At 73.8% G+C, this 22,284-nt stretch carries 21 protein-coding genes and 1 riboswitch; of the genes, 4 read left to right on the forward strand and 17 right to left on the reverse strand.

Going from position 1 to position 22,284, the window contains the following annotated elements; translation table 11 throughout:
* Nucleotides 1–82: 82 nt before the first annotated feature.
* The 7 genes from WN71_RS22930 to WN71_RS22960 form a co-directional block, all read right to left on the reverse strand.
* Nucleotides 83–526, reverse strand: a complete 444-nt coding sequence (locus WN71_RS22930; RefSeq protein WP_046583244.1) for a PH domain-containing protein — start codon at nt 524–526, stop codon at nt 83–85.
* A gap of 13 nt (nt 527–539) precedes the next feature.
* A complete protein-coding gene (gene hisG, locus WN71_RS22935; RefSeq protein WP_046583241.1) occupies nt 540–1,388 on the reverse strand; it encodes an ATP phosphoribosyltransferase in 849 nt (282 codons plus the stop codon).
* An 86-nt stretch (nt 1,389–1,474) separates the two neighbouring features.
* Nucleotides 1,475–1,747, reverse strand: coding sequence for a phosphoribosyl-ATP diphosphatase (locus WN71_RS22940; RefSeq protein ID WP_004990764.1), 273 nt, complete (start codon nt 1,745–1,747; stop codon nt 1,475–1,477).
* Nucleotides 1,748–1,781: 34 nt separating this feature from the next.
* Nucleotides 1,782–2,267 carry a 6,7-dimethyl-8-ribityllumazine synthase gene (ribH, locus tag WN71_RS22945; RefSeq protein ID WP_046583236.1) on the reverse strand — a complete coding sequence of 162 codons (486 nt, stop codon included), beginning with the start codon at nt 2,265–2,267 and terminating at the stop codon, nt 1,782–1,784.
* Nucleotides 2,268–2,331: 64 nt separating this feature from the next.
* Nucleotides 2,332–3,795, reverse strand: coding sequence for a GTP cyclohydrolase II (ribA, locus tag WN71_RS22950; RefSeq protein ID WP_079178033.1), 1,464 nt, complete (start codon nt 3,793–3,795; stop codon nt 2,332–2,334).
* Nucleotides 3,792–4,436 (reverse strand): nicotinamide mononucleotide transporter family protein, encoded by a 645-nt coding sequence (locus tag WN71_RS22955; RefSeq protein WP_046583235.1) that lies wholly within the window; start codon nt 4,434–4,436, stop codon nt 3,792–3,794. The genes ribA and WN71_RS22955 overlap by 4 nt, the downstream gene beginning before the upstream one ends.
* Entirely contained in the window at nt 4,433–5,071 is a 639-nt protein-coding gene (locus WN71_RS22960) for a riboflavin synthase (protein WP_046583234.1), read from the reverse strand. The genes WN71_RS22955 and WN71_RS22960 overlap by 4 nt, the downstream gene beginning before the upstream one ends.
* A 146-nt stretch (nt 5,072–5,217) precedes the next feature.
* Nucleotides 5,218–5,348, reverse strand: a riboswitch (FMN riboswitch).
* 469 nt (nt 5,349–5,817) lie between these two features.
* On the opposite strand from WN71_RS22960, the gene WN71_RS22965 reads away from it, so the two are divergent.
* Nucleotides 5,818–6,573: an SDR family oxidoreductase gene (locus WN71_RS22965; protein WP_046583233.1), complete on the forward strand. Its 756-nt coding sequence runs from the start codon at nt 5,818–5,820 to the stop codon at nt 6,571–6,573.
* A 268-nt stretch (nt 6,574–6,841) separates the two neighbouring features.
* Here WN71_RS22965 and WN71_RS22970 read toward each other — a convergent pair whose 3' ends face one another.
* A complete protein-coding gene (locus WN71_RS22970) occupies nt 6,842–8,032 on the reverse strand; it encodes an ROK family transcriptional regulator (protein ID WP_046583232.1) in 1,191 nt (396 codons plus the stop codon).
* Between the two features lie 223 nt (nt 8,033–8,255).
* Here WN71_RS22970 and WN71_RS22975 point away from each other — a divergent pair, with 223 nt between their 5' ends.
* A complete protein-coding gene (locus WN71_RS22975) occupies nt 8,256–9,467 on the forward strand; it encodes an MFS transporter (protein WP_046583231.1) in 1,212 nt (403 codons plus the stop codon).
* Here the strand turns inward: WN71_RS22975 and WN71_RS22980 are convergent.
* Nucleotides 9,427–9,885: an acyl-CoA thioesterase gene (locus WN71_RS22980; RefSeq protein WP_046583352.1), complete on the reverse strand. Its 459-nt coding sequence runs from the start codon at nt 9,883–9,885 to the stop codon at nt 9,427–9,429. The two genes, WN71_RS22975 and WN71_RS22980, sit on opposite strands and share 41 nt — an antisense overlap.
* A gap of 184 nt (nt 9,886–10,069) precedes the next feature.
* Here WN71_RS22980 and WN71_RS22985 point away from each other — a divergent pair, with 184 nt between their 5' ends.
* On the forward strand, nt 10,070–11,461 hold the full coding sequence (locus tag WN71_RS22985) for a uracil-xanthine permease family protein (RefSeq protein WP_046583351.1): 1,392 nt from the start codon (nt 10,070–10,072) through the stop codon (nt 11,459–11,461).
* Here the strand turns inward: WN71_RS22985 and WN71_RS22990 are convergent.
* A complete protein-coding gene (locus WN71_RS22990) occupies nt 11,428–12,570 on the reverse strand; it encodes a glycoside hydrolase family 6 protein (RefSeq protein ID WP_046583349.1) in 1,143 nt (380 codons plus the stop codon). The two genes, WN71_RS22985 and WN71_RS22990, sit on opposite strands and share 34 nt — an antisense overlap.
* A 171-nt stretch (nt 12,571–12,741) precedes the next feature.
* Here WN71_RS22990 and WN71_RS22995 point away from each other — a divergent pair, with 171 nt between their 5' ends.
* Complete coding sequence (locus WN71_RS22995) at nt 12,742–13,437, forward strand: DUF5995 family protein (RefSeq protein WP_046583229.1); 696 nt, start codon at nt 12,742–12,744, stop codon at nt 13,435–13,437.
* A gap of 15 nt (nt 13,438–13,452) precedes the next feature.
* On the opposite strand, the gene WN71_RS23000 is transcribed toward WN71_RS22995, so the two are convergent.
* From WN71_RS23000 to WN71_RS23030, 7 genes are all read right to left on the reverse strand, one after another.
* Nucleotides 13,453–15,150, reverse strand: a complete 1,698-nt coding sequence (locus tag WN71_RS23000) for a flavin monoamine oxidase family protein (protein ID WP_046583227.1) — start codon at nt 15,148–15,150, stop codon at nt 13,453–13,455.
* 76 nt (nt 15,151–15,226) lie between these two features.
* Nucleotides 15,227–16,015, reverse strand: coding sequence for a carbon-nitrogen hydrolase family protein (locus WN71_RS23005; RefSeq protein WP_046583225.1), 789 nt, complete (start codon nt 16,013–16,015; stop codon nt 15,227–15,229).
* Nucleotides 16,016–16,394: 379 nt separating this feature from the next.
* On the reverse strand, nt 16,395–17,051 hold the full coding sequence (locus WN71_RS23010) for a DUF4232 domain-containing protein (RefSeq protein ID WP_046583223.1): 657 nt from the start codon (nt 17,049–17,051) through the stop codon (nt 16,395–16,397).
* A 111-nt stretch (nt 17,052–17,162) separates the two neighbouring features.
* Nucleotides 17,163–17,561, reverse strand: a complete 399-nt coding sequence (locus tag WN71_RS23015) for a DUF742 domain-containing protein (RefSeq protein WP_046583221.1) — start codon at nt 17,559–17,561, stop codon at nt 17,163–17,165.
* Nucleotides 17,562–17,568: 7 nt separating this feature from the next.
* Entirely contained in the window at nt 17,569–18,075 is a 507-nt protein-coding gene (locus tag WN71_RS23020; RefSeq protein ID WP_046583218.1) for a roadblock/LC7 domain-containing protein, read from the reverse strand.
* Nucleotides 18,065–20,404 carry a sensor histidine kinase gene (locus WN71_RS23025; protein WP_046583216.1) on the reverse strand — a complete coding sequence of 780 codons (2,340 nt, stop codon included), beginning with the start codon at nt 20,402–20,404 and terminating at the stop codon, nt 18,065–18,067. Before WN71_RS23025 ends, WN71_RS23020 begins: the two co-directional genes overlap by 11 nt.
* Nucleotides 20,405–20,498: 94 nt before the next feature.
* Nucleotides 20,499–21,959, reverse strand: a complete 1,461-nt coding sequence (locus tag WN71_RS23030; RefSeq protein ID WP_046583214.1) for an HAD-IA family hydrolase — start codon at nt 21,957–21,959, stop codon at nt 20,499–20,501.
* Between the last annotated feature and the right edge of the window lie 325 nt (nt 21,960–22,284).

The raw sequence follows: 22,284 nt of genomic DNA on the forward strand, positions 1-22,284 counted from the left end.
GGGGCCTCTGAGGCCGGGACGCGACAGAGGCGGAGGCGTCACGACAACGCCTCCGCCACCAGATTAATCAAGACATGGCCCGCTACGGCAGATCCTCCGGGGAGCGGGCTTCGGCAAGTGCCCGCAAGGTGCGGGCGTCGGCGATGGCACGCTCCCTGGCGATGCCCGGCTGGATGCCGAGCGCGGGCAGGCTGGTGCCGTCGGTGAGGTCGAGGAACACCCACGGATCGCCGGGCCGCAGGTTCACCTGGACGATCTCCGCCCAGGCCAGGTGCCGCTTGCTGATGATGTTCACCACGGTGACGCCGGTGTCGTCGGCGACCACCTTGACCCGGCCGAGCTGGAGCAGCACGCCGGAGAGCAGCGCCGCGGTGACGATGAAGCTGAGCCGCTCGCCGGGGCCGAGCTGGCCGAGCAGCATCGCCACCACCGTGATGACCACGAAGATCGCCACGGCGGCGGTGAGCAGCACGGCGCGGGTGCGGCCGGGGCGGAAGGTGACGGGCAGGGAGGGAAGGCCGGACATGGAAGCGGCGACCTCAGAGCCGGCAGGCGTGGATCGCCGTGGTCAGGATGGCGCGGGCACCGATCTCGTAGAGGTCGTCCATGATCCGCTGGGCCTCCTTGGCCGGGACCATGGCGCGCACGGCGACCCAGCCCTCGTTGTGCAGCGGGGAGACGGTCGGCGACTCCAGGCCCGGGGTCAGCGCGACGGCCTTCTCCAGCTGCTCGACCCGGCAGTCGTAGTCCATCATCACGTACGTCCGGGCGACCAGGACGCCCTGGAGGCGGCGCAGGAACTGCTGCACCTTGGGCTCCTCGGCGTCCGCGCCGGTACGGCGGATGACGATGGCCTCGGACTTCATGATCGGCTCGCCGAACACCTCCAGGCCCGCGTTGCGCAGGCTGGTGCCGGTCTCGACGACGTCGGCGATGACCTCGGCCACACCGAGCTCGACGGCGGTCTCGACGGCGCCGTCCAGGTGGACGACGGAGGCGTCGATGCCGCTGTCGGCGAGGTGGCGGGCGACGATGCCCTCGTAGGAGGTGGCGATCGTACGGCCCTTGAGGTCCGCGAGGTCGTGCGCCGTGCCGGGCTTCGCGGCGTAGCGGAAGGTGGAGCGGGCGAAGCCGAGCGGGAGGATCTCCTCCGCGTCGGCCGCGGAGTCGACCAGCAGGTCGCGGCCGGTGACGCCGATGTCGAGGCGGCCGGAGGAGACGTAGATCGCGATGTCGCGCGGGCGGAGGTAGAAGAACTCCACCTCGTTGACCGGGTCGACGATGCGCAGTTCCTTGGACTCGCGGCGCTGCCGGTAGCCGGCCTCATGCAGCATCTCCGCCGCAGGGCCGGAGAGTGAACCCTTGTTGGGGACGGCGATGCGCAGCATGAGGTCGGCTTCCTTACTTTCGTGCGTACGGGGTGGGGTGGTGCGATGCGGGTACGGCCCCGGGCCGGACCCGCGGGGGTGTCGGCTCAGAGATGGGCGTAGACGTCGTCCAGGGAGATGCCGCGGGCGACCATCATCACCTGCACGTGGTAGAGCAGCTGCGAGATCTCCTCGGCGGCCGCCTCCTTGCCCTCGTACTCCGCGGCCATCCAGACCTCGGCGGCCTCTTCGACGACCTTCTTGCCGATGGCATGGACGCCCTTGTCCACCAGTTCCGCGGTGCGGGAGGTGGCGGGATCGCCATGGGCGGCCTTGTGCTGGAGCTCGGTGAAGAGCTCCTCGAACGTCTTCTTGGACATGGTGGTCCTCACCCTACGCGGTTCGGACGGTTGCCTAGTGCCAGGGTTCGGATACTGAGCGGAGGGTGGCCGCGGTCGCCAGCGCCGCGGTCACCGCCTCGTGCCCCTTGTCCTCGTTGGAGCCGGGCAGACCGGCGCGGTCCAGGGCCTGCTCCTCGGTGTCACAGGTCAGCAGGCCGAAGCCGACGGGGACGCCGGTCTCGACGGAGACCTGGGTCAGACCCTGGGTGACGCCCTGGCACACGTACTCGAAGTGGGGGGTGCCGCCGCGGATGACGACGCCGAGGGCGACGACCGCGTCGTAGCCGCGTCCGGCGAGGACCTTCGCGGCGACCGGGAGCTCCCAGCTGCCGGGGACCCGCAGCACGGTCGGCTCGTCGATCCCCAGGTCGTGCAGGGCGCGCAGGGCGCCGTCCACCAGACCGTCCATCACCTTCTCGTGCCACTGCGCCGCCACGACGGCGACCCGCAGGTCGCCCACGCCTCGCACGGACAGTTCCGGTGCACCCTTGCCGCTCACGTGTCTCCTCGGTGTTTCGGTTCTCCTGGTCGCCGCAGCCGGACGGCCGGCCGCGGCGGCCCCTCTACTGGTTGCCGCAGCCGGCCACGACGGGCGTGTCCAGCCAGGGCAGGTCGTGCCCCATCCGGTCCCGCTTGGTGCGCAGGTAGCGGAGGTTGTGCTCGCCCGCCTGCACGGGCATCGGCTCACGGCCGAGGACCTTCAGGCCGTGGCGCAGCAACGCGTCGGTCTTGTCGGGGTTGTTGGTCATCACCCGCACGCTGCGCACGCCGAGGTCGGCGAGGATGCGCGCGCCCGCGCCGTAGTCCCGGGCGTCGGCCGGCAGGCCGAGTTCGAGGTTGGCGTCGAGGGTGTCGCGGCCGCGCTCCTGGAGCTCGTACGCCCGCAGCTTGCCGAGCAGGCCGATGCCGCGCCCCTCGTGGCCGCGCAGATAGACCAGGACTCCCCGGCCCTCGCGCTGGATGCGCTCCAGGGAGGCGTCGAGCTGGGGGCCGCAGTCGCAGCGCAGGGAGGTGAAGACGTCGCCGGTCAGGCACTCGGAGTGGACCCGGACCAGGACGTCCTCGCCGTCGCCGAGGTCGCCGTGGACCAGCGCGACGTGCTCGACGCCGTCGGCGGCGCGGTAGCCGTACGCCGTGAAGGTGCCGTGGGCGGTGGGCAGCCGCGTCTCCGCCTCGCGGTGGACGACGGGGGCGGGGTCGGCGGAGGGGGCGGCGGTGCCGGTCCCGTCCGCCTCGGTGGTCCCGGTGGCCGACGCGGCCTGCGTGGCCGTGGCGGCCTCCTCGGCCTCCGCGGGCCGGGCCGTGGCCGGGAGTTCGAGCCGGCGGCGGTAGGCGATCAGGTCCTCGATGGAGATGATCGTCAGGCCGTGGCGGCGGGCGAACGGGACCAGTTCGGGCAGGCGGAGCATACGGCCGTCGGCGCCGGCGATCTCGACGATCGCGCCGGCCGGGCGCAGTCCGGCGAGCCGGGCCAGGTCGACGGCGGCCTCGGTGTGGCCGTTGCGCACCAGCACGCCGCCGGGGCGGGCGCGCAGCGGGAAGATGTGCCCGGGTCGGACGAGGTCGGTGGGCTCGGCGTCGCCGCTCGCCAGCAGCCGGAGCGTCGCGGCGCGGTCGGCGGCGGAGATGCCGGTGGTGACGCCGTGCGCCGCGGAGGCGTCCACGGAGACCGTGAACGCGGTCTTCATCGACTCGGTGTTGTCGGCGACCATCTGCGGCAGTTCGAGCCGGTCCAGTTCCTCGCCCTCCATGGGGGCGCAGATCAGGCCGCGGCACTCGCTCATCATGAAGGCGACGATCTCGGGGGTGACCATCTCGGCGGCGATGACGAGGTCGCCCTCGTTCTCCCGGTCCTCGTCGTCGACGACGACGATCGGGCGGCCGGCCGCGATGTCGGCGACGGCCTGCGCGACGGGGTCGAGCGTGAGGTCCTCGACGCTCCCGGCGCCCCCGGCGCCCGGGACGCGCTCGGCGGCCGGGACGTTCTCGGTGCTCTCGGTTCGGTACAGAGCGGGTGCCGCGGTCATGCCGGCGCTCCTTCCATGACGGGCTGCGGGGCCGTGCGGGAACGCAGCCACCAGTCGCGCATGCCCCACAGGACGAGTGCGCCGTAGATGACGTAGACGAAGCCGGAGAAGGCGAAGCCGTTGGCGAAGTTGAGCGGGACGCCGACGGCGTCGACCAGGAGCCAGGCGAACCAGAACTCGACCATGCCGCGCGCCTGGGCGTACATGGCGACGACGGTGCCGACGAAGATGTACGCGTCGGGCCAGGGGTCCCAGGACAGCGACGGGTAGGCCTTGAAGAGCAGGGCGACCGCGACGGTGCCGACGGCCGCGACCGCGACCAGGGCGGCGCGTTCGCGCCAGGTGGCGAACCGGACGGCGATGTGGCCGTCGGCCGACCTGCCGCCGCCGCGGTTCCACTGCCACCAGCCGAACACGGCGACGACCATGACGACGATCTGCTTGCCCGCGCTGCCGGAGAGGTGGGCGCTCGCGAAGGCGGCGAACAGGATCAGGCCGGAGAGGAACTGGGTGGGCCAGCTCCACAGGGAGCGGCGCCAGCCGAAGGTCAGGGCGATCAGACCGATCACGTTGCCGATCATGTCCGACCACTTGATGTGCTGGTCGAGGACGGTGAACGCCTCCGAGTTGAGCCAGTTCACCGCCCGGCCTCCTGACGGCCGTCGTGACGCTCGTCCGCGCGCTCGCCCTGGTGGCCGAGGAGCCGCTCGACGTACTTGGCGACGATGTCGACCTCGAGGTTGACCGGGTCGCCGGGGCCCTTGTGGCCGAGCGTGGTCAGGGCGAGGGTGGTCGGGATCAGGCTCACGGTGAAGTGGTCGGAGCCCGCGTCGACGACGGTGAGGCTGATGCCGTCGACCGTGATCGAGCCCTTCTCGACGACATAACGCGCGAGCGGGGCGGGGAGCGAGATCTTCACGATCTCCCAGTTCTCCGACGGGGTGCGCGCCAGCACCTGCCCGGTGCCGTCGACATGGCCCTGGACGATGTGTCCGCCCAGGCGCTCGCCCACGGCCATGGGGCGTTCGAGGTTGACCCGGGAGCCGACGGAGAGCGCCCCGAGGCTGGAGCGGTTCAGGGTCTCGGCCATCACGTCGGCGGTGAACTCGTCGCCCTCGTGCTCGACGACGGTGAGACACACCCCGTTGACCGCGATGGAGTCGCCGTGCTTGGCGCCTTCGGTCACCACGGGGCCGCGCAGCCGGAAGCGGGAGGCGTCGCCGAGGTTCTCGACGGCCGTGATCTCGCCCAGCTCTTCGACGATTCCGGTGAACACTTCCCGGGTCCTCCCTGCCTCGATGGGCACGGACTCCGGGGCTGCCGAGAGCGGCAGAGTGAACGAGCAGGGACACCGGGGGCGACGCCGGACGGACTCGTCCATCGACGAGCACTGGTACGGCGGCGCGCACGAATGCCCGCCCGCCGCGCACTGCCTCCCATCCGGACTTTAACCGTCGGTCCAGGAATTTCACCTGGTCAACCGGTCGCTGGAAGCGACCGGGTCGCGGACTGTAACCGCCGGTTCGGACTTTCACCGACCCCGGAGTGCGCTGCTTTCAATACAGAGCCAGTGTGCCACGGCCGGTCGGCGTCCCGACAGGCGATCCGTGTGGAGTGGCTCACAGCCCGTGTCCGCCCTGCGGCCACCCGGGCCGCCCGACCGTCAACCACGGCCGCGACACGCCGACTTCACATTGGTCCAGACCTGTTGACGACACGGGTCCACTCCTCCTACTGTCTGCGCAACTCCCCCGATAAATCGGCTTTTCACGCGGAGCGGCCGCAGGGGCGGAGTCCGTGAGCCGGCCCGGCGGCGGTGACGACGGCCCTTGCCCGTCGCCGGGCCTTCATCCGCCCCGCGCCGCCCGATGCGCGGCGCCCGGTGGCGAACGTGCGGGCCGTGATGAACCCGGACAAGCTGGAGTTCGTACGGCGTCGGCCGGCGCGTCCGTGAGGGCGTCCGGGTCCGGAAGGACGGAGCGAGTCCGCGCCGGCGTCCGGGTCCGAAGGGACGGAGAGAGCATGACCACGATCCTGGTGACCGGCGGCACCGGCACCCTCGGCAGGCTCGTCACCGAACGGCTGCGTGCGGGCGGGCACGAGGTGCGGGTACTGAGCCGGCACACCTCGCCGTACGCCGTCGATCTGCGGCACGGCGGCGCGGCTCTGGACGCCGCCGTGAGCGGGGTGGAGACGGTCGTGCACTGCGCGAGCACGCCGCGCGGGGGCGACGAGGAGGCGGCCGGGCAACTGGTCGACGCGGCGCGGCGGGCCGGGGTGGGCCACCTGGTGTACATCTCGATCGTCGGCGTCGACCGGGTGCCGATGGGCTACTACAAGGCGAAGCTGGCGGTGGAGCGGCGGGTCGAGGACTCCGGCCTCGGCTTCACGATCCTGCGCGCCACGCAGTTCCACGACCTGCTGGTCCAGGTGTTCGGCTCGCTGTCCAAGGCGCCGGTGCTGCCGCTGCCGGCCGGCGCGTCGGACCAGCCGGTCGAGGTGGACGAAGTCGCGGCGCGGCTGGCGGAGTTGGCGCTCGGGGCACCGGCCGGGCGGGTGCCCGACCTGGGCGGCCCGCAGGTTCGGACCCTGGAGTCGCTGGCCCGCGCGTATCTGAAGGCGACCGGCCGCCGCCGCCCGGTCGTGAACATCCCCCTGTGGGGCGCCACCTACCGCGCCTTCCGCGACGGCGGCCATCTGGCTCCGCGGCGGGCGGTCGGGAAGGTCACGTTCGAGGAGTTCCTGGCGCGGCAGGCCGGGGACGACGGGCGAGACTGACCGGCGCCCGGCCCCGGCCGGGGGTGGGGGGTGCCGGCGGTCCGGGGACCGCGGCCCCGTCGTGGTCCCTCGCGCAGTTCCCCGCGCCCCTTCCAGGGGGCTCCAGGCAGGGCGCCCCGAAAGGGGCGCGGGGAACTGCGCAACCACCCACCACGGAGCCGCACCCCTCCCACACCGGGGGAGCCAGGCACCCCCAAAGGGGCGCGGGGAACTGCGCAACCACCCACGCCGGAGCCGCACCTCTCCCACACCGAACCCAGCGGATGCGCTACCGCTCCGGCGGGGCGAACAGTTCGTCCTGGGCCCGGTCGCGGGCCGTGAGCAGCGCTCCGCGCAGCACCGCGGCCCCGCCGAGTTCGCCGGGCCGTACCTGCGTCGACAGCGGTGACAGGCCCTGGAGGCGGCGCCCGACGCGGGCGGCGAGTTCCGCGCCGCCCGCCTGCCCGACCTCGCCGCCGAGCAGCACGCAGCCGGGGTCCAGCAGCGCGGCGACCGAGGCCACCCCGACGGCGACCCGCCCGGCGAGCGCGTCCAGGAACGCCGCGGACCGCGCGTCACCCGGCCCCGCCACCGCCCCCCGCACCAGCGCCGCGGCCGCCGGCTCCGGGCCCTCGGGGTCGGCCGTCAGGCCGTGGGCGGCCGCGAGGTCCGCGATCGCGGCGGACCCGACGAGGGCGTGGAAGCCGCCCCCGCAGTCCGTCGACGACGGCAGGCCGCCGGTCCCGGGAACCGGCAGGAAGCCGATCTCGCCGGTGCCGCCGGAGGCCCCCCGGAGCAGCCGCCCGTCGAGCACCACGGCGGCCCCCGTGCCGTGCCCGAGCCAGAGCAGCACGAACGTGTCGCGGTCCCGGGCGGCGCCCTCGCGCTGCTCGGCGAGGGCCGCGAGGTTGGTCTCGTTCTCGACCGTGACGCGCGCCTCGGGCAGCCGCTCCTGGAGCGCGGCCACCAGGCGGCGGTGCCACGCGGGCAGCCCGGTGGAGTCGCGCAGTTCGCCGCTCGCGGGGTCGATCAGGCCGGGCGCGCCGATGCCCACGGTGTGCAGCCGCTCCGCGCCCGCCTCCTTCACCGCCCGCTCGACCAGCGCCACCGCCTGCTCCACCGCGGGCCCGGTGCCGGTGTCCTGGTGGATCGGCGCGGACGCCTCGGTGAGGACCCGGCCGACCAGGTCGGTCACGGCCACGGCGACGCCCTCCGTGCGGACGTCGAGCGCCGCCAGGTGGGCGCGGTCGGCCACGATGCCGTAGAGCCGGGCGTTGGGGCCGCGGCGCTGTGCGCCGGACTCGCCGACCACCGTGATCAGGCCGGCGGCCGCGAGCCGTTCGACGAGGTCGGCGACGCTCGGCCGGGACAGGCCGGTGAGCAGCTTCAACTGCCCCGCGGTGAGGGGGCCTTCCTGCTGGAGCAGGTGCAGGGCGAGCCGGTCGTTGATGGCCCGTGCGGTGCTCGGGGATGCGGGCATGCGGGGATCCTCCCAGATCGGCCCGGTCCCACGGGAAGGCGATCGTGGATCGCCCGCCGTGCGGCCGTCGCTGCTCCGGCCGGTGGCCGGCGTCCAGTTCCACTGCGGCCGGATGGCCGGTCCTCTCCCCCGCACCAGCCGATGGCCGGCCGTCCACTATCTATCAGGCAGGGTTCCTGATAGTTTACGCGACGCCAGTGGGGACGGACCGGGAGGGGACACGATGGACGGGCTGGAGTTCGGGTCGCGCGACGTGCGGCGGGGCCGCTACGCCGTGGCGGCGGTGTTCGCCGTGCACGGAGCCGTGACCGGCTCGTTCGCGACCCGGGTGCCGTGGATCCAGGACCACGCCTCGGTCAGCCCCGGCCTGCTCGGCTTCGCGCTGGCGTTCACCGCGTTCGGCGCGTCCTGCTCGATGCCGCTCTCCGGCTGGATCTCCCACCGCCTCGGCAGCCGTACGGCGCTGCGCGGCCTGATCGCCCTGTGGACGCTCGCCCTGATCCTGCCGTCGCTCGCCCCGAATCTGTACACCCTGTGCCTGGCGATGTTCGTCTACGGCGCCAGCGCGGGCATGGCCGACGTGGTCATGAACGCCATCGGCGTCGAGGTGGAACGACGGCTCGACAAGTCGATCATGTCCGGCCTGCACGGCATGTGGAGCACCGGCGCCCTGCTCGGCTCGGCGGGCGGCACGCTCGCCGCGCACCTCGGGGCGGACGCGCGCGTGCACTTCGTGCTGGCGTCCGCGGTGCTCACGCTGCTCGGCGTGACCGCCTGCCGGTGGGTGCTCGACGTGCAGCCGGCCGAGGGCGAGGAGCCGCCGCCGCGGTTCACGCTGCCCCCGAAGTCGGCGCTGCTGATCGGCGCGGTGGGCTTCTGCGCGGTCTTCGCGGAGGGCGCGAGCCTGGACTGGTCGGCGGTCTTCCTGCGGGACCAGCTCGCGACGTCGGCCGGCCTCGCGGCCGCGTGCACCACGTCCTTCATGCTCACCATGGCGGTGGCCCGACTGGCGGGCGACGCCGTGGTCAACCGCTACGGCGCGGTCCGCACCGTCCGCGCCGGGGGCGGCCTCGCGGTCGCGGGCGGCCTGCTCATCGTGCTGGCCGGCACCCCGGTGGTGGCGATGACCGGCTTCGCGCTGATGGGGCTCGGCATCGCCGTGGTCGTACCGCTGTGCTTCGCGGCGGCCGGACACAGCGGCCCCAACCCCAGCCAGGCGATCGCGGGCGTCGCCACCATCACCTACACCTCGGGCCTGATCGCGCCCAGCCTGATCGGCGGCGTGGCCCAGGCGACGAGCCTGGTGGTGTCGTTCGTGCTGGTGACGGTCCTGGCGGGCGGGCTGGTGTCCTTCGCCGGGGTGCTGCGCACCGGTGAGCGCAGGAGCGCCGGGGTCAGTCGGCCGAGCGCAGCAGTTCCCGACCCGCGGCCCTGAACGTCTCGCTCCAGGGCGCCGGGCGCAGGGTGTCGGCGTCCAGCCGGACCAGCACCCGGGTGCCCTGCGCGTAGGTGGTCGCGCCGTCGGCCGAGCAGAGCCGGAAGCCGTAGGTCAGCCCGGTGTTCCCGAGCCGCTCCAGCCACAGGTGGACGGCGTAGGCGCCGGGGCGGGTGACCGGGGCCTCGTAGCTGATCCGCAGTTCGCGTACGGCGTTGCAGGCGTCGCCCGCCGCGACCCAGTCGCCCTCGAAGCGGATGCCGTACCCGTGCCACAGCTCGCTCCAGGCGCGCTCGACCATCAGCGGGTAGCGGGCGTTGTGCAGCAGCCCGAGCGCGTCCAGGTCGTCGAAGTGGACGGTGACGGGGACGAGCCGGCCGTAGGAGACGGCGGGCGCGAGCGGGGCTTCGGCGGTCACGGGGTGGAGCTCCTGGGCGATCGGGGAGGTGCGGCGGATCACCTCATCCTAAGCGACCGCTCAGCACCCTCCGCGACCGGTGGGCCGGGCACGCTGCGCGGGCGCGGCGGCCTCACCGGGAATCGCCCGGCCGACCGGAACAATGACCGGGACCGCCTTCACGCACAGAGAAAGCGAACCCACCATGGACCTCGGCGTGCGCTGGAAGCTGCACGGGGACGGCCGGACACCGGCGCCCGGAGCGGTCGTCCGCCCCGACGAACGGCTCTCCTGGCCCCGCACGATCGGGCTCGGCGCACAGCATGTGGTCGCCATGTTCGGGGCGAGTTTCGTCGCCCCGGTGCTCATGGGTCTGAACCCGAATCTCGCGATCATGATGTCGGGCGTCGCGACCGTGCTGTTCCTGCTGGCCACACGGGGTCGGGTGCCCAGCTATCTCGGCTGCTCGCTCTCCTTCGTCGGGGTCGCGGCCGTCATCCGCGCGCAGGGCGGCACGAGCGCCACGGTGACCGGCGCGTGTTTCGTCACCGGCACCGTGCTCTTCCTCGTGGGGCTCGCCGTGCAGCGGTTCGGGGCACAGGTCATCCACGCCGCGATGCCGCCGATCGTGACCGGCGCGGTGGTCATGCTGATCGGCTTCAACCTGGCCCCGGTCACCGCCTCCACCTACTGGCCGCAGGACCAGTGGACGGCGCTGCTGACCATGCTGTTCACCGGAATGGCCGTCGTCTGTCTGCGTGGCTTCTGGTCCCGCATCGCGATCTTTCTGGGTCTGGTCTTCGGCTACGCCCTCTCCTGGGCACTGGACCGGATCTTCGGGCGGATCCACTCGGTCGACGGGAGCGGCAAGGTCACCGACCACTGGCGCCTCGACCTGTCCGGGGTGAGCCACGCCGACTGGATCGGTCTGCCCTCCTTCCACGGGCCGACCTTCGAGTGGTCGGCGATCCTCGTGGCGCTGCCGGTGGTCATCGCGCTGGTCGCGGAGAACGCCGGGCACGTCAAGGCGGTCGGCGAGATGACCGGCGACCCGCTCGACGACAAGCTGGGCACGGCGATCTCCGCCGACGGCGTCGCGTCGATGCTGTCCACCGCCGTCGGCGGCCCGCCCAACACCACGTACTCCGAGAACATCGGCGTCATGGCCGCCACCCGCGTCTACTCCACGGCCGCCTACTGGGCCGCCGCCGCCTTCGCCCTGCTCTTCGGCCTCTGCCCGAAGTTCGGCGCGGTCGTCGCCGCCATCCCCGGCGGCGTCCTCGGCGGCATCACGGTCATCCTCTACGGCATGATCGGCCTGCTCGGCGCGCAGATCTGGACCAACGCCCGGGTCGACCTGCGCAATCCGCTCAACCTGGTCCCGGCCGCGGCGGGCATCATCATCGGAGTCGGCGGCGTGACACTGAAGTTCACCGACAACTTCTCCCTCAGCGGCATCGCGCTCGGCACGATCGTGGTGATCACCGGCTATCACGCGCTGCGCGCCTTCGCCCCCGCCCATCTCAAGCAGGGCACCCCGCTGCTCGACGCGGGCACCAGTTCCTACGACGACGGGGATCCGAGCGCCAGTTCATAGGCGTACGACGGCGAGAAGGTCCCGGCGGCACCCCGGCAACCGTCCGACTCGCCGGGCAGCTTGACCCACAGATAGGCGTCCACCCCCGCCACCCCGGTGTCGAGGGTGGGCGCCGCGCCGAGCCGGCGGCCGGGCGGATCGCACCACGCGCCGTCCGCGGGCGGGCCGTTGCCGTTGCGGCTGGTGTCGACGACCGCGCCGAGACCCGCGGACCCGCCGAGGTCCGCGAGCACGTCACGGTCGTAGGCGATCTCGTCGCTCGTGGTCCGGAAGTTGGCGACGTTGCTGAAGACGCCGTCGCCGGCCGTGGCACCGGCCTGCCGCAGCCAGGCCGCCTGCCGGGCGGGCGGGTTCCAGCCCGAGTGCCCGGCGTCGTAGTACACCCGGGCCCGCGGATCGGCCGACTTCAGGACCCGGCCCGCGCGGGCCAGCGCGGCGAAGCGCTCGGCGCGCGCGCCGCTCGGGAGGCAGCCGGACTGGGCGATCGAGTCGGGCTCCAGGATCACGATCACCTCGCCCGTGCCGAGCCCCGCGGCGAAGGCGTCGATCCACCGGTCGTAGGCGGCGATGTCGGGCGCACCGCCCTGCGAGGCGCCGCCGCAGTCCCGCCCGGGTATCGCGTACGGCACCACCACGGGCACCCGGCCCCGGGCGCGGGCAGCCGAGGTGACCGCGGCGACCCGGGCCGTGACGGCCGACACCGTCGGGTCCGTGAACCAGACGGCCGCCGGCCGGTCGGCGACGCGGGCGGCGATGACGGCGGTGCGGGGGTCCTCGGGGTGGGCGGCGACCCAGTCGGCCACCCGTGAACCGGCCGGGCGGTACAGGCGGTCCGGGGCCGCCGCACGCGTGCCCGCGGCCGGGGCGGACGTCGGCGGGCCGCCGGTGCGGGTGCTCGGCGCCGAAGTCGCCGGGGACTTCGGGACCTTCGGGGCCCGTGTCGACCGCGCGGTGGGCGCGGGCGGACCGGGCGCCGCCTCGGTGGAGCGGGAGACGCCCGGCGAACGGGACGCGCTCGCGGCGGAGTTCGCACCGTGCCCCGCGCCCAGAGCGCTCATCGTGCCGGAGACGGTGCCGAGCGCGGCGACGGCCGCGGCCACCGCCACCATCACCGCCCGTCGGGCGGTGCGCCTGCGCTCGCTGCGGCGCTCGGCCAGGCGCCGGGCTCGTGAGCCGGTCACGGCGGCGCTCCCCCTCCCGGCACGGCGGGCGTTCCCCCGTTCCGGGGAAGCGTCGGCCCGGCGCCACGCCGTTCAGCCTAGGACTGGGACCCTGCACGCATGGTGCAATGGGAACAGTCCACCCGTCCCGTGGACACTCTGGACACGGTGCTCACGCGGATGCGCGCCCTCGACGCGGCACTTCCCGAGCGGGACGGCGTCGCGGTCTTCAACCGTGTCTACCTCACCGTCACCCAGGCCGTGGAACGACAGGTCGGCGCGGGCCGGTTCCCCGACGCGCGGGCGGCGATCGCGCTGGACGTGCGGTTCGCGGAGCGCTACCTGGCCGCCGTGGACGCAGCCCACGACGACCGGCGGCCGCCCGCCTGCTGGCGCCCGCTGTTCCAGCTGCGCCGCCATCCCGGCGTACGCCCGCTTCAGTTCGCGCTCGCGGGCATCAACGCGCACATCGGGCACGACCTGGCGCTCGCCGTGGTGGACACCTGCCGTACGCTCGGCTGCGAACCGGGCGACCTGGAGGACGAGTTCGACCGCGTGGGCGAGCTCCTCGTGACGCTGGAGGAGCGGGTGCGCGAGGAGCTGATGCCGGGTCCCGACATCCTCCAGATCGCCGACCCGCTGACCCATCTGCTGGGCGCGTTCAGCCTCGAACGGGCCCGGGACGCCACCTGGGCGGCCGCCCGCGCTCTCTGGGCGCTGCGTGAACTCCCCGATCTGACCGAGGAGTTCACCGAGCGGCTGGACGCGGCCGTCGGGTTCGCGGGGCGCCTGATGCTCACCCCGCTGCCCGACTGAGGCGCACCGGAGACCTCAGTCCTCCGGCAGTTCGACCGGGGCGATCTCGTCGTACACGTCACCCGGGCCCGGGTTGGTCCCGTCGGTGGCGCCGCCGAAGTGGTGCATGACGCCCCAGACCGCGTTCAGGGCGGTCTGCACGGCGCCCTCGGCCCAGCCCGCCGTCCAGGAGATGTCGTCGCCGGCCAGGAAGATGCCCCGCTTGTCCTCGGGCAGCCGGTCCTGCACGAAGTGCGTGAACAGACGGCGCTGGTAGCGGTAGTGGCCGGGCAGGTTGGCCTTGAACGCGCCCATGAAGTAGGGCTCGTTCTCCCAGGAGACGGTCACCGGGTTGCCGATGATGTGCTTCCTGATGTCGACGTTCGGGTAGATCTCGCCGAGCGACTTCAGCATGACCTCCATCCGCTCGTTCGCGGACAGCGGCAGCCACTTCAGGCTGTCGTCGCACCAGGTGTAGGAGAGGCAGATGACGGCGGGCTTGTCCGGGCCGTCGTCGAGGAGGTAGGTGCCGCGGGTCATGCGGTCGGTGAGCGTCATCGACATGACGTCGCGGCCGGTCCGCTCGTCCTTGTCCAGCCAGAACGGCCGGTCCACGGGCACGAACAGCTTCGAGCTCTCCATGTAGTGGGTGCGCTCGATCGCCGTCCAGTGGTCGATCGGGAAGAGCGAGTCGTCGCAGGCGATCTTCGACAGCAGCGACCAGGACTGGGCGGTGAAGACGGCCGCGCGGTAGGTCCGGATGTCGCCGTCGGCGTCCGTCACGGTGATCCGGTTGCCCGCGGTGCGGGTCAGCCGGGTCACGGCCGGACGCGGCTCGCCGTCCACGTGCAGGGACTTCAGCGAGGTGCCGTAGGGCCAGTGGACGATCTTCTCCGGCTCGCGCTCCCACAGGCGCAGCGGCAGCTGCTGCGAGCCGCCGACGATGCCGCGGTGGTGGTCGTCCGCCTCGGTGTAGACGACGCGCAGGATCTCCAAGATGGAGTTGGGGAAGTCGGTGTCCCAGCCGCCGGTGCCGAAGCCGACCTGGCCGAAGATCTCCCGGTGCCGGAAGGACTTGAACGCCTCGGAGTCGCAGAGGAAGCCGTAGAAGGTCTGGTTGTCGAGCTTCTCGACGAGCTTCGCCCAGATCTCGCGGATGCGCGGCACGTCGCGCTCGCGCATCGCGCGGTTCATGTCGGAGAAGTCCGCGCCCTCCTCCAGGCACGTGTTCCACGCCGCGGCGACGTCGCGGTAGACCTGCGGCAGGTCCTCGACCGTCTCGGCGTAGTGCGACTCGCCCTTGAGGTCGACGACCGTCGAAGGCGTCGCCTCGGCAAGGGGGTTGGGGAACGGGATCGTCTCCAGGCCGACCAGGTCGATGTAGTGCTGGAGGGCGGTGGAGGACGGCGGGAACCGCATCGCGCCCATCTCGGCGGTCAGGGAGGGGTCGCAGCCCTCGAAGCCGACGGTGCGCAGCCGGCCGCCGAGCTGGTCGGCCTCGTAGACGACGGGCTTCAGGCCCATCTTCATCAGCTCGTAGGCCGCCACGATGCCGGAGAGGCCGCCGCCGATGACCGCGACCTCGCTGCCGTGCTCGGTCGCCGGGACCTGGCCGAGGCCGGCCGGGTGGGCCAGGAAGTCGTCGTAGGCGTAGGGAAAGTCCGGACCGAACATGGTGATCGGCGGCTGCTGCTCGTCGGCGTGCTGGACGGCGGTGGGCACCGTGGACGTCATGGGGTACGGACTCCTTGCGCGGGGACTTCGAAGCGGGGTCGGGGGGCGGGCCGGACGACGGACCTGGGGAGGCGGCTCAGACCAGCGGACCGTAGAGACCGGGCCGGCGGTCCCGCAGGTAGGGGTTGGCCTCGCGGGAGGCGGCCAGGAAGGCGGCGTCCACGTCGGCGAGGAGCAGGTCCTCGGCGCGGCCGGCGCGGGCGCGGGCGACACCGTCGGGGCCGGCCAGCGCGGAGAGCCCGAAGAACTCGAACTCGCCTTCCACGCCGACCCGGTTGACGTACGCGATGTACATCTGGTTCTCCCAGGCGCGCACCGGCACGAGGGACTCGGCGACGAACTGGAAGGGGTGCATGTTGGCCGTCGGCACGAGCAGCAGGTCGGTGCCGGCCAGGGCGTGGGCGCGGACGTTCTCCGGGAACTCGACGTCGTAGCAGATCATGATGCCGACGGTCAGGCCGTCCAGTTCGGCCTGGACGACGGGCCGCTCGCCCGGCGCGAAGTGCTCGCGCTCGGCGCAGCCGAAGAGGTGCGTCTTGCGGTAGTTGGCGAGACGGCGGCCGTCGGCGGAGATGAGCTGGGCGGAGTTGAAGACCGTCTCGCCGTCGCGCTCGGGGTAGCCGTAGGCGACGGCCAGGCCGTGCCGGCCGGCGAGGTCGGCGATCGCGTCCGCGGCCTCGCCGTCAGCGGTCTCGGCGAGGCGGGCGATGCCGTCGCCGATCGCGTACCCGGTGAGGAACATCTCCGGCGCAACGATCAGCCCGGCGCCCGCGGCGGCGGCACGGCCCGCGGCCTCGTCGAGGACCTTGAGGTTCTCGGCGACGGAGCCGGGGGTGCCGGAGCTCTGGAGCAGGGCGGTGCGCATGGGTGTTCCTCACCGGTCACGGGGGGCAGGGAGGCCGCCCGGAAGGTGGGTCGGGGGGCCACCTAGACGGTACGTTCGGCGCCCTCGGCCGGACAAGGAGGAGCCGTTGCGCGCCGGTGCGCTGATCGTTGCGTGCGATGCGGCCCCGGCGGCGATTCGTTGCGCGGCCCGGGGCCGGGCGCCTCGCGTACGCTCACACGCCGCGCCGAAAGGCTCTAGTGCTGTGACCGGAAAGGTTTGCCGGAAAGCTCGCGGCGTCCGGTGCGGTGCATCGCAAGGCGGAGCATCGCCCGCGTACTGGATGTACTCGGGTGATGCGACAACGCGGCGAGGTGCCGTGCCGGGCGTCGCGAGCCGGTGAACCTTTCCGGTCGCAGCACTAGCCGCCCGCGCCGACCGGGTCCACCGTGATCGCGGAGCCGCTGCCGTCCGTGACCGGGACGTTGATCCGCACCGACAGCTTCCGGGAGTGGGTCTCGTTCGGCGGGGTGACGACCAGGCCGGTGAAGGTCTCGCCGCTGCCGCCGGACGTGTTCGGCGGGTAGTGGAGGGTGAAGCGGGTCGCGGCGCCCGGCACGACGCGGACCGCCGCCGGGGCGGCCCCGCTGCGCTCGGCGCTGACGGTGCCGTCCTTGCTCTGGAGGTCGACGCCCGGGAAGCCCTTGAGCGTGCAGGCGGCGGTCCCGGTGTTCTTCAGCGTGACGACGAGGGTCCCCTGGGCCGGACCGGCGGCCGAGCTGAACGCCAGCCGGGAGGTCGTGCACGCGCCGGCCGCGGCGGACGCGCCGCCGCCCGACTGCCCGCCCGTGCCGCTCCCGCCGCCGGTCGCCCCGCTGGAGGCGGTGGCCGGGGAGCCCGAGTCCTGGGAGCCGGACGCCGAGCCGGACCCCTGGGAGCCGGAGGGCGAGCCGGCGGCGGAGCTCGGGGTGGCCGAGCCGCCGGAGCCGGCGGAGTCGCCGTCACTGCCCTGGCAGGCGGTGAGCGACAGACCGGCGGCGGCCACGACGGCGAGCACCGAGAGCTGCTGGATACGCATGATGTCCCTTTCCGGGGTACGGGCGACTGCCGCAGGGAGAGAGCGCGGCGGCCGCCCGTACGTTCCGGACCGGGGATGTCCCGTACACGACTGTGACAAAACGCCCGGCGGTCACAGATCCCGCAGGCGCTCCACGATCTCCTGGAGGAGCCCGGGGTCCGCGCCGGGGCCGGCCGGCAGGGCGCGCCGGGGTTCGTCGATGCGCACCAGGCCCGCCTCGGCGAGGTCGCCGAGCAGCACGCGGACGACCGTGAGGGGGAGGTCGGCGTCGGCCGCCACCTCGACGACCGGGCGCGACCCGCGCCGCACGAGGTCGAGCAGGGCGGCCCGGGCGTGGTCCAGGGCGGGCGGCTCCCGCCCCGGGTCGAGCGCCGTGACCGGCGACATCAGGTCGATGGTGTACCGGTCGGAGGGCCGGGTCCGGCCGCGCGTGACGGTGTAGGGACGGACCATCGGGCCGGTCTCGTCCTCGTACCAGTGGTCCTCGTCGATGTGGTCGTCGTCGGACACGGCGGGATCAGGGACCCGCGGGCGGGGTGGGGCCCTCACCCGGGGCCGAGCGGCCGGTGGGGCCCGCGCCGTCGGTGCCGTCGGATGTCCGCGCCGAGGCGGCCATGTGGCGGCCCACCCGGGTGACGAGCAGCGCCATCTCGTGGGCGAGCTGGCCCACGTCCGTCTGCACCTCGCTGAGCACGGCGAGCCGGCTGCCGTCGCCCGCCGGGGTGATGAACAGATACGCCTCGTCGAGCATCACCATGGTCTGGCGCACCTCGCCGCCGCCGAACCGTTCGCCGGCCGAGCGGGCGAGACCGTGGAAGCCGGAGCAGACCGCGGCCAGGTGCTCGATGTCCTTGCGGCGCATCCCCTCCGAGCAGCTCAGCGCCAGTCCGTCGGCGGTGAGCAGCACGGCCTGGCGGACGTGGTCCGTCCGGTCCACGAGATCGTCGAGCAGCCAGCCGAGGTCCGTGCCCGGCCGCCCGCCGGTCCCCGGCTCCGCGCCCCCGCCCAGGTCGTCACCGCGCATCGTTCCCGCCCTTTCCTTCCTCCGTGTCGGTGCCGTCCCCGTGTCCCGCGGGAACGTCCCCGTCCTCCGTACGGCTCTCCCCCGGCCCGGCGCCCGCGCCCGTGCGGCGCTCGCCGTGCCCGGTGGGGATGCCCTTGCGGCCGCGGTCGAGTCCGCGCTGGAGGGCGCCGAACACGGCCCGCACCTCCTCGGCGTCCAGCTCCGGCGCGGGGGCGGTGGCGCGAGGCGCCTCGTCGCGCAGCTCCTCCACCAGCGACGCCTGGCGGACCCGGGTCGGCAGCGCGGGGGCGGCCGGGGCGGGGGCGACCGGGGCCGTACGGCCGTGGTCGTGCGGCTCGGCGGGCACGGGCGCGGCGCCGGGCTCGCGGGCCGGGCCGGCGTCCGCCTCCGGGCGGTCGGTCACCGGCCGGTCCACGGCCGGCCGGACCTGCGCCAGTACGCCGTCGGGCAGCAGCACCACCGCGGTCGTGCCGCCGTACGGCGACCGGGTGAGCGTGACCTCGATGCCGTGCCGGGCCGCGAGCCGCCCCACGACGTACAGCCCGAGCCGCTCGTGCCGGGTGGGGTCGAAGTCGTCGGGGTCGTGCAGGGTGCGGCGGGCGCGCTCGATCTCGTCGGGGTCGAGGCCGAGCCCCCGGTCGTCTATCTCCAGCACGAATCCGCCGCCCGCCCGTCCGGTGCGCAGCGTGACCCGGGTGTGCGGGGGCGAGAACACCGTGGCGTTCTCCAGGAGTTCGGCGAGCAGGTGCACGACGTCGGCGACGGCGTCGGCCGCGATGCCCACCTCCGGCATCGGCGGGATCTCCACCCGCGCGTAGTCCTCGATCTCGCCGACCGCGGACGACACGACGTCGGCGACGGGCACCGGCCGGCGCCAACGGCGGCCCGGGACCGCGCCGGAGAGGATGATCAGGTTCTCCGCGTGGCGCCGCATCCGGGTGGTGAGGTGGTCGATGCGGAACAGCTCCGCGAGCACGTCGGGGTCGTCGGTACGCCGTTCCAGCGTGTCGACGAGCTTCAACTGCCGGTGCACCAGGGCCTGGTTGCGGCGGGCGATGTTCAGCAGCACGGCGAACAGTCCGCGGCGCAGCCCGGCCTGGCGGACCGCGGCCTCCACCGCGGCGAGCCGGGCGGCGTTGAAGGAGCGACCGACGTCCCCGATCTCGTCGGCGACCGCCTCCGGGTCGGTGAGCGGCGGGGCCTCGGCGGCCGCGTCCACGTCCTCGCCCGCGCTCAGCCGCCGCATGACGTCGGGCAGTTGGCGCGCGGTGAGCAGGTCGGCCGCGTCCCGCAGGATCTCCAGGCGGCGCGAGATGCGGCGAGCGCCGCGCACCGCGAACCACAGCGAGAGCACCACGACGGCGAGGCCGCCCACGCCGACGACGGCGGCCTCGGCGAGCTGGCCGTAGGCGAACGACCGGCCGCGGGCGGCGGAGTTGCGCGCGGACTGCGTGCTCATCTCCCGGTAGCGCACCACCACGCGGTCGGTGGTGGTGCGCCAGGAGTCGGCGGCGACGGCCTTGCCCGCCCCGGCGGCGCCCGCCCGCAGCAGCGCGTCCTCGCTGTCGGCCAGCGACCGGTAGAGGGCGCCTCGCTGGAAGTCCTCGTACAGCGCGCGCGAGTCGGACGGCAGGTCGGGCACGTAGGTCCGCTCGAAGACGCGGCGGTCCTCGATGGTCGAGGTCAGGGTGTCGTACTGCGGATCGGTCAGCCTGCCCGCGGCCCTGGCCCCGGCGACGAGCGCGTCCTCGCGGGAGACGAAGTCGCGTACCCGCACGAGTTCGATGACGACCTGGGCCTCGCGGGCGAGCTGCCCCGCCTGGAGCGCGGTGAGCGAGGACTCGACGGCGAAGCCCGGCTCGACCAGGGCGCTGTACTCGGTCACCGCGCGGTCCCAGGTGACATGGCGGCCCAGTACCCGGTCGCGCAGCTTCTCCAGCTTGTCGGTCGAGGCCACCATGGCGGCGAGGGTCCGCCGCTGGGAGGCGTCGAGCCGGCCGTCGGGGTGTCCGATCGCGTCCCGCATCGCGGCGACGGCCCGGTCGGTGCGGCGCTGCTGGGTGAGCAGCGCCGTCGCCGAGCCGGTACGGCTGTCGGAGCCCAGATAGGCCGCGGCCAGGCGGCGTTCGATCTGGATCTGCCCGACGGCCGTGTCGACGGGGGTGCCGTAGTCCTCGTACACCCCCTGGAGCCGTACCAGCGCGCGGAGTTCACCGGTGACGGAGACCATCGCGAACGTCCACAGCACGGTCAGGGCGAGCACGGGAGCGACCGCGAGCGCCACGATGCGCGCGCGGACCGTGGTGGGTCGGCCGAAGGGCCAGCGCATGGATTACCTGCCGGTGTTACCAGTGGGTAGAAGGTCGGCACAACCTACGGGACGATCACCCGGCCCGCAATGGTGACCGCGGGTAACACCTAGGTCACTTTCGCGGCACGACAAATGTGGTGATCACCGCCGCATGGTCCGAGGGCCACTCGTTGCCCGCCACCTGCGGCCAGGGCCGCGGAGTGCCGCGCACGAGGGTCCGGGAGTCCACGACGCCCAGCCCCCGGTGGAGCACGTAGTCGATGCGGTCCTGCGGCTCGGTGCGCCCGCTGCCGTCCTCGTGCACGGGGTGCACCGGCGACCAGGTCACGCCGGGCTCGGCGGCCGGGTCGGGGTGCGCCTCGCGGAAGGAGTCGCGCAGCCCCGCCTCCTCGGCCGCCCGGCTCACCGGCCACCCGGCGTCGGTCCGGTCCAGGTGGGAGGGCGCGTTGAAGTCGCCGACCAGGACCACCGGCACGCCGTCGTCCGCGGTCGCCGCGATCCGCTCCAGCGCGTCCCGCAGCTGCGCGAGCCGCACGCCCTCGTGGGCGTCGAGCTCGGCGGCCGGAAGCCCGTCGAACGCGGCCTCGTAGGGGCCGTAGGGCGTGTAGTGCAGATGCGCGGTCCATACGTCGACCTCGCGCGCGCCGACCGCGATCCGGGCGCCCGCCGCGCCGTAGAAGCCGACCTCGGGGTCGCCGAGCGTCGCGCGGATCGGGTGGCGGCTGATGATGCCGAGGTTCTCCCCGGCCCGGTGGTGGTGCCAGCCGAGCGCCTCGGCGAGCTCCCGGGCCGCCGTGCCCGCGGTCTCCTGGAGGCCCACGACATCGGCCTCCGCCTCCAGGACGGCCTTGACCTGCTTGGCCCGGTGGTCGTCGACCATCGCCCCGCCCAGCCAGAGGTTCCAGGACATCACCCGCAGCTCGGGACCGACCAGGCCCGCGAGTTCCTCCGGGGTGACTCCGGCGAGGCTGTCGCGGACCGTCCGCCCCGGCGCGGCGGCGATCGGCGCGAGCGAGGGGACGGCGAGCACCGCGCATCCGGCGGCCTCGGCGGAGGCGACGCCGGTCTCGGTGTCCTCGACGGCCACGCAGGCCGCCGGCGGCACGCCGAGGGCGCGGCAGGCCGCGAGGTAGGGGTCGGGGGCCGGCTTGGTGCGCCCGGTGTCGTCGGCGGTGACCGAGACCGCGAACCGGTCCCGGCCGAGGACGTCGAGGACGGTGTCGGCGACGGCCCGGGACGAGGCGGTGACCAGCGCGGTCGGTACTCCGGCGCGGGCCAGCGCGTCGAGCAGGTCGAGGGCTCCGGGGCGGGGCACGGTGCCGGCCCGCACCCGGCGGGCGAACTCGCCGTCCAGTTCGGCGGCGAGCGCGGCGGCGTCGGCGCCGGTGGCCGCGGCGAGCCAGGCGGCGGTGTGCTCGACGGCCCGGCCGAGCACCTCCGGCCGGTCCGCCTCGGTCAGCGGCCGCCGGGCGGTCTGCTCCACCGCCTCCCACCAGAGCCGCTCGGTGTCGACGAGCGTGCCGTCCATGTCGAACAGCACGGCGCGCAGGGGGAGATGGGGGTGGGGGGACACGGTGGCTCTCTTTCGATCGTTTTCGGGTACGGGGAGCCGTCGGCAGATCGCGCAGTTCCCCGCGGTTTCCTGTCCGGGTGCGGGCCGGTGGGCTCGTTCGCGCAGTTCCCCGCGCCCCTGGGAGGAGCCTTGACGGTTTCGCGTCCGGGTGCGGGCCGTCACGGGCTGGTCGCGCAGTTCCCCGCGCCCCTTGGCGGGTTGCGACGAACCACCCTCAGGGGCGCGGGGAACTGCGCGAAGAGGCCCCACCCGCCCGCGGACAAGGACGGACAGAAGCCCCCTCAGGGGCGCGGGGAACTGCGCGAAGGGGCCCCACCGGGCCGCG

Source organism: Streptomyces mangrovisoli (assembly GCF_000974985.2).
GTDB lineage: Bacteria > Actinomycetota > Actinomycetes > Streptomycetales > Streptomycetaceae > Streptomyces > Streptomyces mangrovisoli.

Bases quoted from the DNA above. Each gene is read 5' to 3' on its own strand.
- WN71_RS22930 (WP_046583244.1), bottom strand. From the start codon at position 526: ATGTCCGGCCTTCCCTCCCTGCCCGTCACCTTCCGCCCCGGCCGCACC.
- hisG (WP_046583241.1), bottom strand. From the start codon at position 1,388: ATGCTGCGCATCGCCGTCCCCAACAAGGGTTCACTCTCCGGCCCTGCG.
- WN71_RS22940 (WP_004990764.1), bottom strand. From the start codon at position 1,747: ATGTCCAAGAAGACGTTCGAGGAGCTCTTCACCGAGCTCCAGCACAAG.
- ribA (WP_079178033.1), bottom strand. From the start codon at position 3,795: ATGACCGCGGCACCCGCTCTGTACCGAACCGAGAGCACCGAGAACGTC.
- WN71_RS22965 (WP_046583233.1), top strand. From the start codon at position 5,818: ATGACCACGATCCTGGTGACCGGCGGCACCGGCACCCTCGGCAGGCTC.
- WN71_RS22970 (WP_046583232.1), bottom strand. From the start codon at position 8,032: ATGCCCGCATCCCCGAGCACCGCACGGGCCATCAACGACCGGCTCGCC.
- WN71_RS22975 (WP_046583231.1), top strand. From the start codon at position 8,256: ATGGACGGGCTGGAGTTCGGGTCGCGCGACGTGCGGCGGGGCCGCTAC.
- WN71_RS22985 (WP_046583351.1), top strand. From the start codon at position 10,070: ATGGACCTCGGCGTGCGCTGGAAGCTGCACGGGGACGGCCGGACACCG.
- WN71_RS22990 (WP_046583349.1), bottom strand. From the start codon at position 12,570: ATGGTGGCGGTGGCCGCGGCCGTCGCCGCGCTCGGCACCGTCTCCGGC.
- WN71_RS22995 (WP_046583229.1), top strand. From the start codon at position 12,742: ATGGTGCAATGGGAACAGTCCACCCGTCCCGTGGACACTCTGGACACG.
- WN71_RS23000 (WP_046583227.1), bottom strand. From the start codon at position 15,150: ATGACGTCCACGGTGCCCACCGCCGTCCAGCACGCCGACGAGCAGCAG.
- WN71_RS23005 (WP_046583225.1), bottom strand. From the start codon at position 16,015: ATGCGCACCGCCCTGCTCCAGAGCTCCGGCACCCCCGGCTCCGTCGCC.
- WN71_RS23010 (WP_046583223.1), bottom strand. From the start codon at position 17,051: ATGCGTATCCAGCAGCTCTCGGTGCTCGCCGTCGTGGCCGCCGCCGGT.
- WN71_RS23020 (WP_046583218.1), bottom strand. From the start codon at position 18,075: ATGCGCGGTGACGACCTGGGCGGGGGCGCGGAGCCGGGGACCGGCGGG.
- WN71_RS23025 (WP_046583216.1), bottom strand. From the start codon at position 20,404: ATGCGCTGGCCCTTCGGCCGACCCACCACGGTCCGCGCGCGCATCGTG.